Annotated in this window: 16 protein-coding genes; all 16 read left to right on the top strand. The window is 47.7% G+C overall.

The window, feature by feature from the left end; translation table 11 throughout:
* The first annotated feature begins 2 nt into the window (after positions 1–2).
* The 16 genes from ABH897_RS24650 (at position 3) to ABH897_RS24575 (ending at position 16,062) form a co-directional block, all read left to right on the top strand.
* Positions 3–899 carry an aminotransferase class IV gene (locus tag ABH897_RS24650; RefSeq protein ID WP_342416164.1) on the top strand — a complete coding sequence of 299 codons (897 nt, stop codon included), beginning with the start codon at positions 3–5 and terminating at the stop codon, positions 897–899.
* Positions 896–1,762, top strand: a complete 867-nt coding sequence (gene folP / locus ABH897_RS24645; RefSeq protein WP_404592842.1) for a dihydropteroate synthase — start codon at positions 896–898, stop codon at positions 1,760–1,762. Before ABH897_RS24650 ends, folP begins: the two co-directional genes overlap by 4 nt.
* A 205-nt stretch (positions 1,763–1,967) precedes the next feature.
* A complete protein-coding gene (gene folB, locus ABH897_RS24640) occupies positions 1,968–2,330 on the top strand; it encodes a dihydroneopterin aldolase (RefSeq protein ID WP_007428051.1) in 363 nt (120 codons plus the stop codon).
* A 9-nt stretch (positions 2,331–2,339) separates the two neighbouring features.
* A complete protein-coding gene (gene folK, locus ABH897_RS24635) occupies positions 2,340–2,888 on the top strand; it encodes a 2-amino-4-hydroxy-6-hydroxymethyldihydropteridine diphosphokinase (protein ID WP_283654073.1) in 549 nt (182 codons plus the stop codon).
* The gene (locus ABH897_RS24630; RefSeq protein ID WP_283654074.1) at positions 2,840–3,040 is read left to right on the top strand and encodes a helix-turn-helix domain-containing protein; all 201 of its coding nucleotides are present in this window, start codon (positions 2,840–2,842) and stop codon (positions 3,038–3,040) included. Before folK ends, ABH897_RS24630 begins: the two co-directional genes overlap by 49 nt.
* A 45-nt stretch (positions 3,041–3,085) precedes the next feature.
* Positions 3,086–4,114 (top strand): tRNA dihydrouridine synthase DusB, encoded by a 1,029-nt coding sequence (dusB, locus tag ABH897_RS24625; RefSeq protein WP_283654075.1) that lies wholly within the window; start codon positions 3,086–3,088, stop codon positions 4,112–4,114.
* 215 nt (positions 4,115–4,329) lie between these two features.
* Entirely contained in the window at positions 4,330–4,806 is a 477-nt protein-coding gene (greA, locus tag ABH897_RS24620; protein WP_283654076.1) for a transcription elongation factor GreA, read from the top strand.
* A gap of 110 nt (positions 4,807–4,916) precedes the next feature.
* On the top strand, positions 4,917–6,443 hold the full coding sequence (gene lysS, locus ABH897_RS24615; protein ID WP_283654077.1) for a lysine--tRNA ligase: 1,527 nt from the start codon (positions 4,917–4,919) through the stop codon (positions 6,441–6,443).
* Positions 6,444–6,529: 86 nt separating this feature from the next.
* Entirely contained in the window at positions 6,530–7,870 is a 1,341-nt protein-coding gene (locus ABH897_RS24610; protein WP_283654078.1) for a TrkH family potassium uptake protein, read from the top strand.
* Between the two features lie 292 nt (positions 7,871–8,162).
* Complete coding sequence (locus tag ABH897_RS24605; RefSeq protein WP_342416170.1) at positions 8,163–8,690, top strand: hypothetical protein; 528 nt, start codon at positions 8,163–8,165, stop codon at positions 8,688–8,690.
* 473 nt (positions 8,691–9,163) lie between these two features.
* Complete coding sequence (locus ABH897_RS24600; protein WP_283654080.1) at positions 9,164–9,934, top strand: enoyl-ACP reductase FabI; 771 nt, start codon at positions 9,164–9,166, stop codon at positions 9,932–9,934.
* 12 nt (positions 9,935–9,946) lie between these two features.
* On the top strand, positions 9,947–11,407 hold the full coding sequence (locus tag ABH897_RS24595; RefSeq protein WP_283654081.1) for a class I adenylate-forming enzyme family protein: 1,461 nt from the start codon (positions 9,947–9,949) through the stop codon (positions 11,405–11,407).
* A 57-nt stretch (positions 11,408–11,464) separates the two neighbouring features.
* Positions 11,465–12,688: an aldehyde dehydrogenase family protein gene (locus ABH897_RS24590; protein ID WP_404581383.1), complete on the top strand. Its 1,224-nt coding sequence runs from the start codon at positions 11,465–11,467 to the stop codon at positions 12,686–12,688.
* Positions 12,685–14,385 (top strand): thiamine pyrophosphate-binding protein, encoded by a 1,701-nt coding sequence (locus ABH897_RS24585; RefSeq protein ID WP_283654083.1) that lies wholly within the window; start codon positions 12,685–12,687, stop codon positions 14,383–14,385. Before ABH897_RS24590 ends, ABH897_RS24585 begins: the two co-directional genes overlap by 4 nt.
* 23 nt (positions 14,386–14,408) lie before the next feature.
* Complete coding sequence (gene fabF, locus ABH897_RS24580; RefSeq protein ID WP_283654084.1) at positions 14,409–15,650, top strand: beta-ketoacyl-ACP synthase II; 1,242 nt, start codon at positions 14,409–14,411, stop codon at positions 15,648–15,650.
* 4 nt (positions 15,651–15,654) lie between these two features.
* Positions 15,655–16,062, top strand: coding sequence for a 3-hydroxyacyl-ACP dehydratase FabZ family protein (locus tag ABH897_RS24575; protein ID WP_404521325.1), 408 nt, complete (start codon positions 15,655–15,657; stop codon positions 16,060–16,062).
* The last annotated feature ends 20 nt before the right edge of the window (positions 16,063–16,082 follow it).

Below are 16,082 nucleotides of genomic sequence, written 5' to 3'. Positions count from 1 at the left end.
TGATGAAATACATCGGAGTCAATGGCGTCCTCACGGAAGCCGCAGATGCCGTGATTCACGTAAGTGATCACGGCTTTTTGTACGGAATGGGCCTGTTTGAGACCTTCCGTACCTACAAGGGAGTTCCGTTTCTGCTCGATCGTCATTTGAACAGACTGGCAGAGGGCTGCCAGATGCTGGGCATTCCTTTTCAACCGGACAAGGGCCAGCTTACCGCGCATGTCCAAAGTCTGATGGCCGCGAATAGTCTGAACGAAGCATATATCCGTTACACCGTGTCGGCGGGCGAAGAGGTACTTGGGTTGCCGTCTGGTGACTATACACGGCCTAACCATATATTGTTCGCCAAGCCGTTACCCGCTACCCATACAGAAACCGTGGGAACAACTGTCGCGTCGGCGCTTCAGTTGTTGCGAACGCCAAGAAACACGCCCGAGGGTGAGATTCGTTTAAAGTCGCTCCATTATATGAATAACATTCTCGCCAAGCGGGAGCTTCAGCAGTACGCCGCTGCCGTCCAGCATAGGGCTGAAGGGATGATGCTTACGGCAGACGGTTTCTTGGCAGAAGGCATGGTCAGCAACCTGTTTTTTGTACGAAATGATACGCTGTACACCCCGGAGCTGTCTACAGGTATCCTGCCAGGTATTACACGTGGACTTATTGTGGAGCTGGCGCAAGCGAGAGGCATCCACTGTGAGCAGGGTCTATACCGTTGGGACGAGCTGCGGCTGGCTGATGAAATATTTATGACGAATTCCATACAGGAAATCCGGCCTGTGAACCTACTGCTGGAGCTGGATGGAACGACGCACCGGTTATCCGATGCCTGGAAACAGGCTGGTTCCATAACCGCTCTGCTGATACACGATTACAGAGAGAAAGCAGGGATGAATTGAATATACCGACCTTTTACCGACGAAGCTATCAGATGGGCGAGGCCGAGCTTACGCTCGGAGATTCCACACAGGTGATGGGTATACTGAACGTGACCCCGGATTCATTTTCCGATGGCGGATTGCACAATAGTCTGGAGATTGCCGTTTTACATGCCTTGAAGCTGGTGGAGGATGGAGCCGATATTATTGATATTGGCGGCGAGTCCACCCGGCCGGGGCATGATCCGGTAGGTGTGGAAGAAGAGCTGGCCCGTGTTATTCCGGTAGTACAGGCTATCCACCGTATTGCTCCACACATTCCATTATCCGTGGATACTTACAAAGCTGAAGTAGCCCGGAAGGCGCTTGAAGCAGGTGCGCATATCATCAATGATGTGTGGGGGTTTAAGGCAGACCCTGACATGGCACGTGTAGCTTCACAATTCGATTGTCCAGTCATTTTAATGCATAATCGTCATGACCGTAACTATAGCGATTTTATACCGGATATGATTAATGATTTAAAAGAAAGTATCGGATTGGCGCTGGATGCAGGTGTACGTGCGGAACAGATTATTTTAGATCCGGGCATCGGGTTTGCCAAAGATTACGACGAAAATATCTATGCTATGACTTCTCTGGATACACTAAGTCAGTTGGGCTACCCGCTGTTGCTGGCGACATCACGCAAAAGATTTATCCGTACAGCGCTGGATTTGCCTGTAGATGATGTGGTTGAGGGCACAGCGGCTACGGTCGCCTTTGGCATTGCCCAAGGCTGTCAGATAGTGCGTGTACATGATGTTGCGCAAATCAAACGCACGGTGAGGATGTGTGATGCGATGGTGTACGGGTCTAAAAATGCACTGAGTTATGATGGTTAGAAGACGCTGCATGAATGATTTGATCCTGCGATCGCTGTTGCAACGGGATTCTTTGAATTGGTAAAACATTTGGCTGTAAGAATCCCGTTGCAAAGGCGAACGCTACGCTTCTTCGGATTCAAATCCTTCATTCCGCTACAACGCACCATAAAGTCACTGCATTTTAGAGAAAAAATTGAAATAAAAAAACAGGGGGACTACCACGATGGATAAAATGGTTTTACATCGCATGGAGTATTACGGATATCATGGCGTTTTTCCTGAAGAACGTAAGCTGGGACAGCGTTTCTACATTGATTTGGAACTGGAGCTTGATCTGCGTGAGGCGGGCGAGCAAGACGCATTGGACAAAACGGTTAATTACGCTGAGGTGCATTACACCGTTAAAGATATTGTAGAAAAGGAATCTTACCAATTGATTGAAGCTTTGGGCGAACGTATTGCATCTTCCTTACTGGACACTTATACTAGTGTCAATGCACTGACTGTCAAAGTCACGAAGCCGCATCCGCCGTTCGATATTCATTTTGAGGGCGTGACGGTTGAGCTTTATCGCGCAAGAAAGTAGGAACGGTACATGAACGCACATTCGACCTCTGAGGCATCAGAGGCTTATATTGCTTTAGGGGCTAATTTGGGGGATCGTGAGCATACCCTGTATGAAGCCATCACGGCGCTGGACGAACATCCGGGTATACGGGTGCTGCGTTGCTCCAGCCTGTACGAAACAGAGCCTGTCGGGTATCTGGATCAGCCTTCTTTTTTGAATATGACAGTAGCCATATCCACAACACTTGCTCCAGAGGAGCTTCTGGCCTTCATGCTGGAGGTAGAGAGTCATTTGGGCAGAGTAAGACATATTCCTAACGGTCCGCGCACCATTGATCTGGATTTGTTATGGATGGAAGCGGTGCAGCTGGCTACACCGGATTTGGAGCTTCCTCATCCCCGTATGCTGGAGCGTGCTTTTGTGCTTGTGCCATTAGCTGACATCGTTCCGAACCAAGATCCATCCGGTCTGTACAGTATCGTGCATACTGCATTGAAATCATTGGATGGAAAGGACGGCATACAGTTTTGGAAAACAAGCAGCTGGCGCAACGGCTTCGCGCCTTTCGGAAGCTAAAAGGATTCACGCAGCAGGAGTTGGCTGAGCGAACCGGCATATCCTTGGCCGTACTGGGTGCTGTGGAACGGGGCAACCGAACAGTAGAGCCTGACATGTTGGACATTATTGCCCAAACGCTAGAAATTGAAGTCCGGGAACTGACGGAATGACGATAAGTGTACGATATAAAAGAAGGAATAAAGGAGTGAACAGATATGTTGAAAATCGGCGGTATTGAAATGAAAAACCAGGTCGTCCTGGCTCCGATGGCGGGCGTGTGTAACCCTGCTTTTCGCCTGATTGCCAAAGAATTTGGCACAGGCTTGGTATGCGCAGAAATGGTTAGTGATAAGGCGATCATTCACGGTAACAAGCGCACGCGTGAGATGCTGTTCGTAGATGATCGCGAGAAACCGCTTAGTCTGCAAATTTTCGGGGGAGACCGTGAATCTTTGGTGGAAGCGGCTAAGGTCGTGGATCAGGAGACGAACGCAGATATTATTGACATCAATATGGGCTGCCCGGTTCCCAAGGTAACCAAATGTGATGCGGGTGCTCGTTGGCTGCTCGATCCCAATAAAATTTATGAAATGGTATCCGCTGTAGTGGAATCCGTGAGCAAGCCTGTTACCGTGAAAATGCGTATTGGTTGGGATAGCGAGCATATTTATGCCGTAGAGAACGCCCGTGCCGTAGAACGCGCCGGAGGTCAGGCTGTCAGCGTACATGGTCGTACACGGGAGCAATTGTATACGGGACATGCGAACTGGGATATTATAAAAGAAGTTAAAGAAGCAGTTTCCATACCTGTAATTGGAAATGGAGACGTGGCATCACCGGAAGATGCCCGCCGGATGCTGGATTTGACCAACTGTGACGGTGTTATGATCGGACGCGGCGCTCTGGGTAATCCTTGGATGCTGTACCGTACGATTGAGTATTTGCAGACAGGTGAGCTTTTGCCTGATCCTTCACCGGAAGAAAAAATCCGCATTGCCATTCTGCATATGGATCGTCTGGTGGCATTGAAGGGTGAAGCTGTGGCTGTCCGCGAAATGCGTAAGCATCTGGCCTGGTACCTCAAAGGACTCAGAGGCTCTGCACGCATTAAGGACGTTGTTATGGAAGAAACGAAACGTGATGATATGGTACGTATTTTGGATGGCTTTGTATCCGGACTGCACACGGTAGAAAATGATGAACATTCCACAGAGGCTGTGTCTCCTGCCGCCGTTGCGCAATAAGGAAGCTGTTTTCTGCCTTTGTATGTGATTGACTTTTCCAATTACTTGCCCTATAATCGTTCAGTATAAAATCTTGATGTATGCTACAAATTGTATGCAGCTCTCAAGACAACAGCAGGAAATGTTCTCATTCCCTCAGAGTGGCATATTATGTTTTGAAAGCGTGCATTCCGATGCACTTTTAAACTTTTCCCATGACAGGAGAATCGGTTAAGATGAGCGATAAAGAAGTCATTCTGACACAGGAAGGTCTTAGAAAGCTCGAAGATGAGCTTGAGAACTTGAAGTCTGTCAAACGCCGTGAAGTGGCGGAACGGATTAAGGTAGCTATCGGATACGGGGATATCAGTGAAAACTCCGAGTATGAGGATGCGAAGAATGAGCAGGCTTTCATTGAAGGCCGTGTCATTACACTGGAAAAAATGCTACGCAATGCCCGCATTATCAATAGTGATGAAATTGAAACCGATGTTGTGGGAGTAGGCGCAACCGTGACCGTTGAGGATATGGAAATCGGAGATGTTACAGAGTATGCGATCGTAGGTTCAGCTGAATCGGACCCGCTCCAGAATAAAATCTCCAATGAAAGTCCGCTTGGCAAGGCAATGCTCGGTAAGAAAAAAGGAACTGTTGTGGATGTCACCGTTCCAGCAGGTGTTATACAATATAAAATCGTGGATATCAAAAAATAAGACACAAACTTTGGAATTGAATGTAAAAGCTTCCTTGGGGAAGCTTTTTTTCTCTACACCCGGACGGACCCCGGCCCGTCTATTCATATTGAAGGAGCTGATTTAGCACCATGTCGGATGAAACTACTAACCAGGAACCTCAAGAAAATCGTGAGGAACTAAGCGAACTGTTGCAAATTCGCCGCGCCAAATTGGACGAGCTTCGCTCGTTGGGCATTGATCCTTTTGGTCGTAAATACATACGCACAGCTGAGGCAGGTGTACTGCTAAGCAAGTATGACAGTCTGACCAAGGAAGAACTGGAAGAAAAGAATATTGAAATTAGCATTGCAGGCCGTATTATGGCCAAACGGGTTATGGGGAAAGCCAGCTTTGCCCATGTACAGGATCTCAGTGGACGTATTCAAATCTATGTTCGTCAAGATACCGTGCCGGAAGCTAAATACAAAGCCTTTGGTATTTTGGATCTGGGCGACATTGTGGGAATTAAAGGCGTGCTGTTCAAGACCAAAACAGGGGAAACCACCATTAAGGTGCTGGACCTTGAGGTATTGTCCAAATCGTTGTACCCGTTGCCGGAAAAATATCATGGTCTGAAGGATGTTGAGCTGCGCTACCGTCAACGCTACGTCGATCTAGTTATGAACCCGGAAGTACAAAAAACGTTCATTACGCGTTCCCGTATTATTCAATCCATGCGCCGTTATCTGGACTCGCTCGGTTATTTGGAGGTTGAAACCCCAACACTGCATTCCATCGCAGGCGGGGCGGCGGCCAAGCCGTTTATTACACATCATAATGCATTGGACATGCAGCTATATATGCGTATTGCCATTGAACTTCATCTGAAACGACTGATTGTCGGCGGATTGGAGAAAGTATATGAGATCGGTCGCGTTTACCGTAATGAAGGTATTTCCACTCGTCATAACCCTGAGTTCACGATGATTGAGCTGTATGAGGCGTATGCTGACTACCAGGATATCATGCAATTGACGGAAAACATGGTGGCTCACATTGCGCAAGAAGTGCTGGGTACACAGCGCATTCATTATCAGGGCCAGGAAGTGGATCTGACGCCGCAATGGCGCAGAGTATCTATGGTCGATGCTGTTAAAGAAGTAACAGGCGTGGATTTTGGAGCGCAATTGAGCAATGAAGAAGCTCATCGCCTTGCGAAAGAGCATAAAGTGCCAGTAGAGCCGCATATGACCTTTGGACATATCCTGAATGCCTTCTTCGAACAATTCGTAGAGGAAACACTCATTCAACCGACCTTTATTATGGGGCATCCGGTTGAAATCTCGCCACTGGCGAAGAGAAACGAGCAAGATCCACGCTTTACGGATCGCTTCGAGTTGTTTGTTGTAGCTCGTGAGCATGCCAACGCATTCACCGAGCTGAATGATCCGATTGACCAACGCCAGCGTTTTGAAGCACAATTGCTGGAACGTGAGCATGGCAATGACGAGGCTCATGAAATGGATGATGATTTTATCCGTGCCTTGGAATACGGTATGCCGCCAACAGGCGGACTGGGCATCGGCATCGACCGCTTGGTCATGTTGCTGACGGATGCTCCTTCCATTCGCGATGTGCTGCTTTTCCCGCATATGCGTAACCGTACGGTAGAATAACATAACATTATGAATATAGAGGATCAGCCGGGCTTCCCGTGTCTTGTTCCTCTTTTTCATAAGAACGGATGGAGAGAAGACTTCTAATGAAACGCAGCGTCAAGCTTGCCCGGTTTGCGTCGTCGCCTCCTTTTATATTGGTCATCGGATACTTGCTGATTATTGCATTGGGCACTTTGCTGCTGATGCTTCCTATTTCCAATCATAGTGGACATGCTCCACATTGGATTGATTCACTGTTTACGTCCGTGTCCGCTGCTTGTGTCACGGGATTAGTCGTAGTAGACGTTAATTCAACTTATACGATGTTTGGAGAAACGGTCATCATGGTACTGATGCAGTTGGGCGGTCTGGGTTTTATGACCCTGGCGACCTTGTTTGCATTGCTGCTGGGGCGACGGCTATCGTTGAAGGATCGGCTGTTGCTAAAGGAAGCGATTAATGCCGATAGCATGGAAGGAATTGTGCGCATTATTCGCAAGGTGCTGATTTTTTCTTTTACCATTGAGGCGATAGCTGCCGTAGTCATGGCTTTGCGGTGGATGAGGGAGATGCCCGTCGGACAAGCGATATACTACGGAATATTCCATTCGGTATCTCTTTTTAATAACGGGGGATTTGACCTGTTCGGAAGCAGCTTCCAACGGTATGCCGGAGATTTTGTGTTCAATATAATTGCATCTGTGCTTGTCATTTCAGGGGGATTGGGCTTTCTTGTACTAAGTGATCTGTTCGATTTTCGCCGCACCCGGAGACTGAGTCTTCACTCCAAAATGGTGTTAAGTGTGTCGGGTGCGCTTATTGTGATTGGGGCACTGGTCATATTTATTTTTGAGTTTACCAATGCACGAACCCTGGGCTCGCTGAACTGGGAAGGCAAAGTGTACGCATCGGTCTTTCAATCCGTTTCCACGCGATCTTCGGGTACCAGCACAGTAGATATCAGCGGGTTGAGGCAGGCAAGCCAGTTTTTTATCATGTTGCTGATGATTATCGGTGCTTCTCCAGGCTCTACCGGGGGAGGAATCAAAACGACTACGTTCCTGCTGATGGTTGGCGCTCTAATTGCCGTCATGCGGGGACAGAAGGAAATAGTGTTCTTTCGCCACCGGGTTCCCAAAGATATCATGATGCGTGCGCTGACCATTATTGTATTGGCTCTATTTATCTTCTCCATTGTGGTCATGCTGCTCTTAATGACAGAGGAGGCACCTTTTCTCTCACTTGCGTTTGAGGCTGCTTCCGCGATCGGAACGGTTGGTCTATCCGTAGGTGTGACCCCGGGACTGTCTGACGCGGGTAAGCTGATCATGTGTGTAACCATGTTCATTGGCAGAATTGGGCCGCTTACGATCGCTTATGCCATTCGTCCACGCTCCACCAAGACGCTATACCGTCGTCCCGAAGGGCATATCGTAATTGGATAGCTCAATAGTATAAAAAGATGCACCCGTGCTGATTGACACGGGTGCATCTTTTTTCATTTTACATCATCATCGTCTAATGTGCAGCATATCATGAAAAGTATCCAATTTGAGAAAATGAGGCACAATGGGCTTGACAGAGACTATTTTTTTGTAGAAAAAAGGCTATTTGTTTCCTTTTATGTAATTATAGACAAGATACTAGGAATATTATGTATAATATTGTATGATAGTGGGCATGAAAGGGGGATAGCTGAGGGGAATACCAATTTCAATTTGAAAGGAATTATCTATTATGTATTTATTTATTATTAGTGCTGAAGTTTTATTCTGGGTTTTTGTTGTTGCAGGGTTGATCGCAAGATATATGTTTGGCTTAAAGAAATTAGGCGGTCTTCTTTTACTGTGTACTCCTATTATTGATGTCCTGTTACTGATTGCGGTGTTTATCACGGTGAGCAGTGGCATGGAGATTACGACCGCTACTGGCCTGGCGGCTTGCTATCTTGGCATTACGGTGGCATTTGGTCATAGGTTAATTAAATGGGCAGATGTGCGGTTCTCTCATTGGTTTGGCAAGGGGCCGAAGCCCGAACGCAAATATGGCGCTGCTCATGCAAAAGAGGAACGGACGGGGTGGTTGCTTCACCTGTTGGGCTGGGTCATCGGTAACGCGCTGCTGCTCGCCATCATTGTGTATGTAGATGATCCACAGCGTACGGTTTCCTTGGAAGGCATTATGAGCACATGGGCAATTGTTCTGGTAATCGATTTTATTGTTTCCTTTAGCTATACTTTGGCTCCAAAGAAAAATAAGGCGTAGCCCTCAGCACACTCGGATGAAATAAGACCGACCAATCAGGATGTTCAAATCGGAAGGGACATTGATGGTAAAAAATGAAGTTGTCACTTCCGGTGGTTTGCTGAGTTTTTATACTACTCTCGCTTTGACAGTCACCTCATTTTTGCCTCTCTACCTTTTCATTCGTATGGATTCCTTCCGATTTGAACACAGACCAACAGAAGCAGTTCAGATTATTTTTTCGTGAGCTGATAGACAGCATGCATCATGTGTTCTCCTGACCTTTTTAAGAAGGAGAGTAATGAGATGACTTTATGTCTTGTAAATATTTATGAATTTTAGATGAATTCTTGAATCTGCGTAAAACGTGGCCTGTTTAACTTTGGCAACTAACATGATAATATTCCAGAAAAGATTACATATGTCTATATATGTAGACATACGAAATTAAGTTGTTTTTTTGTAGAAAAATGTAAATAAGAAAGGTGGTTTCTGTGGCAGCACTGCTGAGTAGTAAGAACATTTTGATTATGGGCGTGGCTAATAACAGGAGTATTGCCTGGGGGACAGCCCAATCTTTAGCTGCTGAAGGAGCAAGGCTCATTTTTACTTACGAAAATGAGAGGGTCGCAGATCGGGTGCTAAAGCTCGTTGAAACGATTCCGGGGTCCATTGTCTGTCCCTGTAATGTACAAAGCAATGAAGAATTGGATGCACTGGCGGATTTTCTAAAGGAGAAAGTAGGCGTCCTGCATGGTTATTTTCACAGTGTTGCCTATGCTAAGGCTGAGGATTTGGACGGCCTGTTCGTCGACACTTCTCGCGAGGGATTCGCCATTGCTCAAGAAATCAGTGCCTATTCTTTGGCTGCTGTTTCCCGACGAATTTACCCGCTGATGACGGAGGGTGGAAGTATCGTCACCATGACGTATATTGGCGCAGAACGAGCGATCAAGAATTACAACGTTATGGGTGTGGCGAAGGCTTCACTGGAAGCAAGCATGCGCTATCTGTCGAACGATCTGGGTACTTATGGTATTCGTGTCAATGCGATTTCGGCTGGTCCCATACGGACTTTGGCCGCATATGGGATTAAGGATTTTAGCACGATGCTAAAGCATATTGAAGAGACGACGCCCCTACGCAAGACGGTTGACACGTCCGAAGTTGGAGATACCGCGTTATTCCTATTTTCCCATTTATCGAGAGGCATTACGGGAGAAGTTATCCATGTTGATGCAGGATACCATATTACGGGGATGTAAGGAGGGAACGCTGTGCTTGTTACGCATACGGATTGCCGTATTATCTCACCTGAAGGGATTATGACAAGGGAGCGTCTGGAGCGGGATGTTACGATCTTCTCCCGTATGTTGGCTCTCCGAGGAATTCCTGAAGAAGGCAGAGTGATTCTGAAAGCGGCCAATTCTTATTATTTTGTTGTGTGTCTGTTCTCCCTGTGCAACATTGCTGTTTCGGTGACTGTAGTGGACGAGCAGACTGTGCTTGATGAAATAGCTCAAATTTACGACGAAGCGGGTGCCTGCTGTATCCTGACCGATTGCGATCCAGGACTTTCTCATGCTTCTGTTATTCTGATTCAAGATCTAATCCAAGAAGAAACAGTACACCCACATTGGGTTGGAGAGCCGGAGATCCAAGGCATCGACTTTAACAAGTGGTGCGAGAGATCGGATGCTCTCATTCTGTATTCTTCAGGTACGACGGGAAAACCCAAGGGAATCGTGAAAGCTGGATCAGCCTTCATGAACAATATCAGGCATTCTATACACGCCATGAACTACCTGCCGTCTGACCATATGCTCCCCGTTGTACCGTTTTCTCACTTCTATGGTATTTCACTCATCTTCTCCTGGTGGTTAACCTCATGTTCTCTCATCATTTGCAATCCTAAAAACCTCTGGAGCGTCATTGCAAGTATTACGAAGGACCGGGCGACGGTCGTAGACGCTAACCCCTCGGCTTTTTACACCTTGTTGCGTATGCTAAACCGAAAACCCGAACAACTGGAAATGGTCAAGGAATCTCCGGTGCGCATGTGGTGCGTAGGCGGTTCTCCACTTACCCAAGACCTCGAAGAGAAATTTAACAACATATTTGGACAGCCCTTGCTGAATGGTTACGGTCTTTCTGAATTGGGCAACGTTACGCTGGGGACGCTGGAGTGTCCACAAGGTTGTGGCAAGCCGTTGCCGGGTGTGGATCTGAAAATACTAGATGCTGCTGGCGAGCAGCAGGCGGACGGCATCGTAGGCGAAGTGTGGATACGCAGTGCCGGATGCATGGAAGGCTACCTGAATCGTCCAGACCTGACGCAGTCGGTTCTTCAGGACGGTTGGTTCAAGACGGGCGATCTGGGCTACCTGGATGACGAAATGCTGTATGTCATTGGTCGCAGCGGTAAGACGGTCAACCGGATGGGCTATATGGTATCTCCGGTCTATATCGAGGATCGGATTGGTTCGCTAGGTTACCGATCCTGCGTGATTACCTTGGAGGACGAGGCGAAAGGAACATTGCTTGTTGCATTCATCGAAAGCGAATCCTCGCAGGCTTTGTCTGTACTCCGCAAAGAGATGAATCGGGTACTTCCTTCATACATGTTTCCCGATCTTTTGCTTCCGCTCGCCCATTTTCCTTTAAATCGCAATGGAAAAGTAGATCGGCTGGAGATGGAGCACATTGCCCTGGAGAAAGCTGCTTCTCGCAAAGTGTAAGTGTTGAAGAAACAAAATATTTACCAAAAACTGCATATAGGAAAGGGAGATTGCACCATGAGTATGAATCCGGAACTGGCAAAAAACACGCTTTTTTTGGAAAGGCATGAAGCAATTCTGAAGTGCCTTAATTATTTGATTGAGCATCGGCAGGAAGTGATGGATATTCTCACCCAATTTTCATCCTATCGGGCCGCCAATGCAGAAATTGATTCCACCATCCTCACACTTCAAGGTGCTTTACAAGAAGTGCAGACCTATCAGCCAAGCCTGCAACGATCTATGGCTGTATTTATGCCTTCCAACGTCGTTTTGTATTCCTATGCATTATACCTCTTGATTCCGTCCCTTTACGTTGAGAATATAGACTTTCGTCCTTCTTCTCACGTAAACGAGTACGTCAACATGCTGCATGAAAAGCTCCAGGCTGTACATGGATTACCCATCTATATTCGTAAGGTTAGCCAGAGAGTTTTCATGGAAAATTCTGTTTTGCCAGCTGATATTGTGGTGTTCACGGGTAGCTATACCAATGCGGAGAAAATCAAAAAACAGATTCGAAAAGAACAGCTCTACATCTTTTACGGACAAGGGATAAATCCTTTCATCATTGGACCTGATGCCGATCTGGAGCTGGCGGTTACCGATGTGATCCGAATGAGATTGTTCAATTCTGGACAGGACTGCCTGGGACCCGACATCATTCTGGTGCATCAAGATGTGACGGAGAATTTTAAAAACTTGCTAATTGAGCGGCTTGACCAACTGGTGTTTGGAGCCAACAATGATCCGAACGCGAGCTATTCCCCTATTTTCTATAAAGACACGCTGTATTCGGTTTCGGAATATTTTAATACGAACGATAAGTTTATTATTTACGGCGGTGGCATTGATTTCCGTACGAAAAAGATGGAGCCGACGATTGTATATAGCGAGCTAGATCAGGATTTGGAGATTATTGAGTATTTCTCACCGGTCTTCAACGTGGTTAGCTACCGAGACGACGAGCAGCTAATCAAGCGTATTTCCTCCAGCTATTTCAGTGAACGTGCGATGGGCTGCAGCTTATACGGGTCTGAACACCTTACGGACGTTCTGCGAAAGAAGCACACGCTGACCATTAATGAGACGCTTGAGGATGTGGATCAGGGCAATAAGCCCTTTGGTGGCTATGGCACGATGTCGAATTATATTTTTTACGATTTTAAGCTCGTTTCGAAGCCAATTTTAATTTCAGAAATTGTCGCAGAATATTTGTTGGAAAAGAGGAGTTTGGTATGACTGCGAGCTTGTTTCCCTGGGATGCCATCATTGGCTACTTAAAATCGGCTGGAGTTCGGCATCTCTTTGGATTACCAAGTGATGATCTCAAAATCGTATCGTCACTCCCTTCGTCGGGTATGGATTTTATTCTGTGCAAAGATCAGCGTAATGCTGTGTTTATGGCAGCAGGCTATGCACTCACAACCAACCAGATGTCCGTATGTGTTGTAGGTAAAGGCCCTGCGCTCAGTAATACACTTACGGGGCTGCTGGAAGCGAAGAACCTTGGTGCTCCGCTTTTACTTTTGGCGCTTGGCACTGGAGGAGACAAGCTGGGTACCCGATCCTTTCAGGAGGCAGATCAAATCTCACTCGTGAAGCCGCTCGTAAAATGGGCTTACCGTGTCGAGCATGTGGATCGACTTGTATGGGCGCTGGAGCGAGCGGCTTTTTTGGCGATCAATGGGGCTCCAGGTCCGGTCTATATTGAACTACCCGAAAACCTGATGGACCAGCCTGTGCCGACAGGGCTTCAGTTTATTCCGCCAGAAAAGCTTTCGTGCTCTCCGTCTCTTCGGGAGCTGGATGCGGCATGGGAGATTATCAAGACTGCTCGCAGGCCTGTCATTTTGGTCGGAGGCGGGATGAAGTCCGTTACAAATGATGTAATCGGGATATTCGCTGATCTGTGCGGAGCAGCCTTGTTCGCAACCGCCTCGGGACGGAGCGCAGTTGATGAAGAGAACGAGCTTTTCTGTGGGGTGGCCGGGCTCTATACGGATCTCAGTCTGAGACAAATCTGGAAGGAATCTGATGTAGTGATTGCGCTGGGCAGCCGATTGGAAGAAACGGCTACGTTTGAGTGGGATATTTTTCTAGAGGATACACCTTTAATTCAGGTCAATGTCGAGCTGGAGGATTTTGCACACGAATACCGGGGTGTCAAAGTGCTTGGAGATGGATATGCAGCATTAGAGCAGTGGGTTCAACGGTACGGACATAAACCTGATGGAGCGTGGCTTGAAACGATCAGAAGGTGTAAGCAGAAGGCATTTTCTAATAGAGCCATTTATCTGGAGGAGCTGAAAAAGGCCCCTGGAATTCACGTTCCAGAGCTGCTGGAGATTATTCAGACAGATTTTCCAGAAAAAATGGTGCTTGTTCAGGAAAATGGATTGCAGGATATGTGGTCTTACTTTTATCCATATTTTTGCTTCATGCAAGGTTCTCTTTCAATTGTTCCCAGTGACCAAACGAGCCTTGGATTCGGTGCGGCTGCTGCTTTGGGAGCAAGCCTAGCAACAGAACGTCCAGTAGTGGCACTGGTAGGGGACGGTGCGTTCAATCTCTTCTGTTCGGATTTTATGACGGCTGTGCAGTATCAAATACCGCTGATTTATCTCGTGCTCAATAATGGCGGGTATGGTTGGTTGCAAAATCAGATGAACTATAAGCACCTTTCAGGGCAGTCCCTCCCATTTGTTTCCGAGGCGGCCAAGACAGGAATCCAAATTCCACAGTATGAGTTTGTGGAAAGTCTTGCGATCCGGAGCAAGGGGGAGGCCCGGAAACAGCTTCAGCTTGCTTGGCAAAAGTATCAGGAGAACAAGCTTGTGGTCGTCGAGGTATATGCTGATCTTGCGGATGTGCATGAGAAAATCAGTCATGTGTATGGCGACTTTCCTCTCTACGAGCAACAGGCTTCCAAGAATTAATTTCAGCGAAGGACGTGGGTACAGTGAGAAGACGTGTTGTGGTGACAGGACAGGGAGTCGTAACGCCGGTTGGGCTTAATCTTACAGATTTCTGGAATTCACTGTTGGAAGGAAAGAGCGGTATCGGACCTGTCACTGTTTTTGATACAGCGGACATTCCGACGAAGATTGGCGCACAGGTTACGGGCTTTGATCCGTTGCAATATATGAGCAAGAAGGAAGCTAATAAAGTAGCACAGTTCACCCAATTTGCCTTGGCGGCTGCCCGTCAGGCAGTCGAGCAATCGAAATTAGTGATTGACGAGCGGAATGCAGGCCGCGTGGGTGTTATTGTCGGCTCTGGAGCAGGAGGCCTCGACGTCATAGAGGAGAACTACAGGAAATTAACAGAGCTTGGCCCCAAAAGGGTTTCTCCTTATTTTGTTTCCTCGATGATGATTAATTCAGCGCCTGGTGAAATCTCCATTGCTATCGGAGCCAAGGGACCTTCGTTTGCCGTGGTTACGGCTTGTGCTACTGGAAGTAATGCTATCGGTGAGGCATTACGTACGATCCAGTATGGCACGGCAGATGTCGTGGTCGCTGGGGGAGCAGAAGCCAATTTTAGTCAGCTTGATTTGGCATCTTTTGCGAATATCCATGCTCTTTCCAGACGCAATGAAGAGCCGCAGAAGGCCAGTCGCCCGTTTGATGTGGACCGCGATGGATTTGTCATCGGTGGAGGGGCAGGGGTCTTGGTACTGGAGGAACTGGAGCATGCCATGAACCGGGGGGCCACCATTTTGGCCGAGGTTGCGGGTTACGGATGCACAACCGATGCGTATCATATCACGGCTCCAGATCCCTCGGGCTCCGGTCCGGCAGAAGCGATCAGCATCGCACTGCAGGATGGTGGCTTGACACCGCAGGAAATCGACTATGTCAATGCCCATGGTACAAGTACGCCGTTTAACGACCGTATGGAGATCAACGCCATTCAGAAGGTATTCGGGGAGCATGCCCCCCATTTGGCGATATCGTCTATTAAATCCATGACAGGCCATTTAATGGGCGGCGCAGGGGCAGTCGAATTAATTGCAACTGTACAGAGCATGATCCACAGCAAAGTACCACCGACACTCAATTGCGACAGCCCTGAAGCCCCTGAACTGAATTTTGTCCCGCATGTATATCAGGAACGTGAGGTCCGTGCGGCGATTAGCAATTCCTTTGGTTTCGGGGGGCACAACGTCTGTCTTGCTGTTCGCAAGTGGGAAGGGGTATAAGCCTGTGAGCAAAGAGCTAATCCATATCCCGGATGTGCTTCCGCACAGGTACCCGTTTCTTCTGCTGGATGGCGTGACTGGGTACGAAACATCGCAATGGGCGAAGGGGTACAAGCTTGTCACCTGGAGTGAGTGGTTTATTACAGAGGCTAATCCATACATGCCTTCTATGTTGATCGTGGAGTCGCTCGCACAATTGGCGGCATTCGCTGCGATTGACAAAAAAGGCATTTCATATCTGACCAACCTTAATGGAGTTCGATTCCATAGCTTGGCGAAGCCAGGGGACCGAATTGATCTCCATTTTCAAGTCAACAAGCGTCGGCGGGGCTATATACTCGGAAGCGGCCGGGCTTCTGTAGGTGAGCGTTTGGTGGCTGAGGCGGAAGAAATTGTTTCACTTGATCAATGAGCGGAGGAAGCGCACGTTAA

The organism is Paenibacillus sp. RC73, assembly GCF_044908085.1.
Classification (GTDB): Bacteria; Bacillota; Bacilli; order Paenibacillales; family Paenibacillaceae; genus Paenibacillus; species Paenibacillus terrae_A.
Note: the sequence above shows the minus strand (reverse complement) of the source record. Positions and strands in the feature narration are given on the sequence as shown.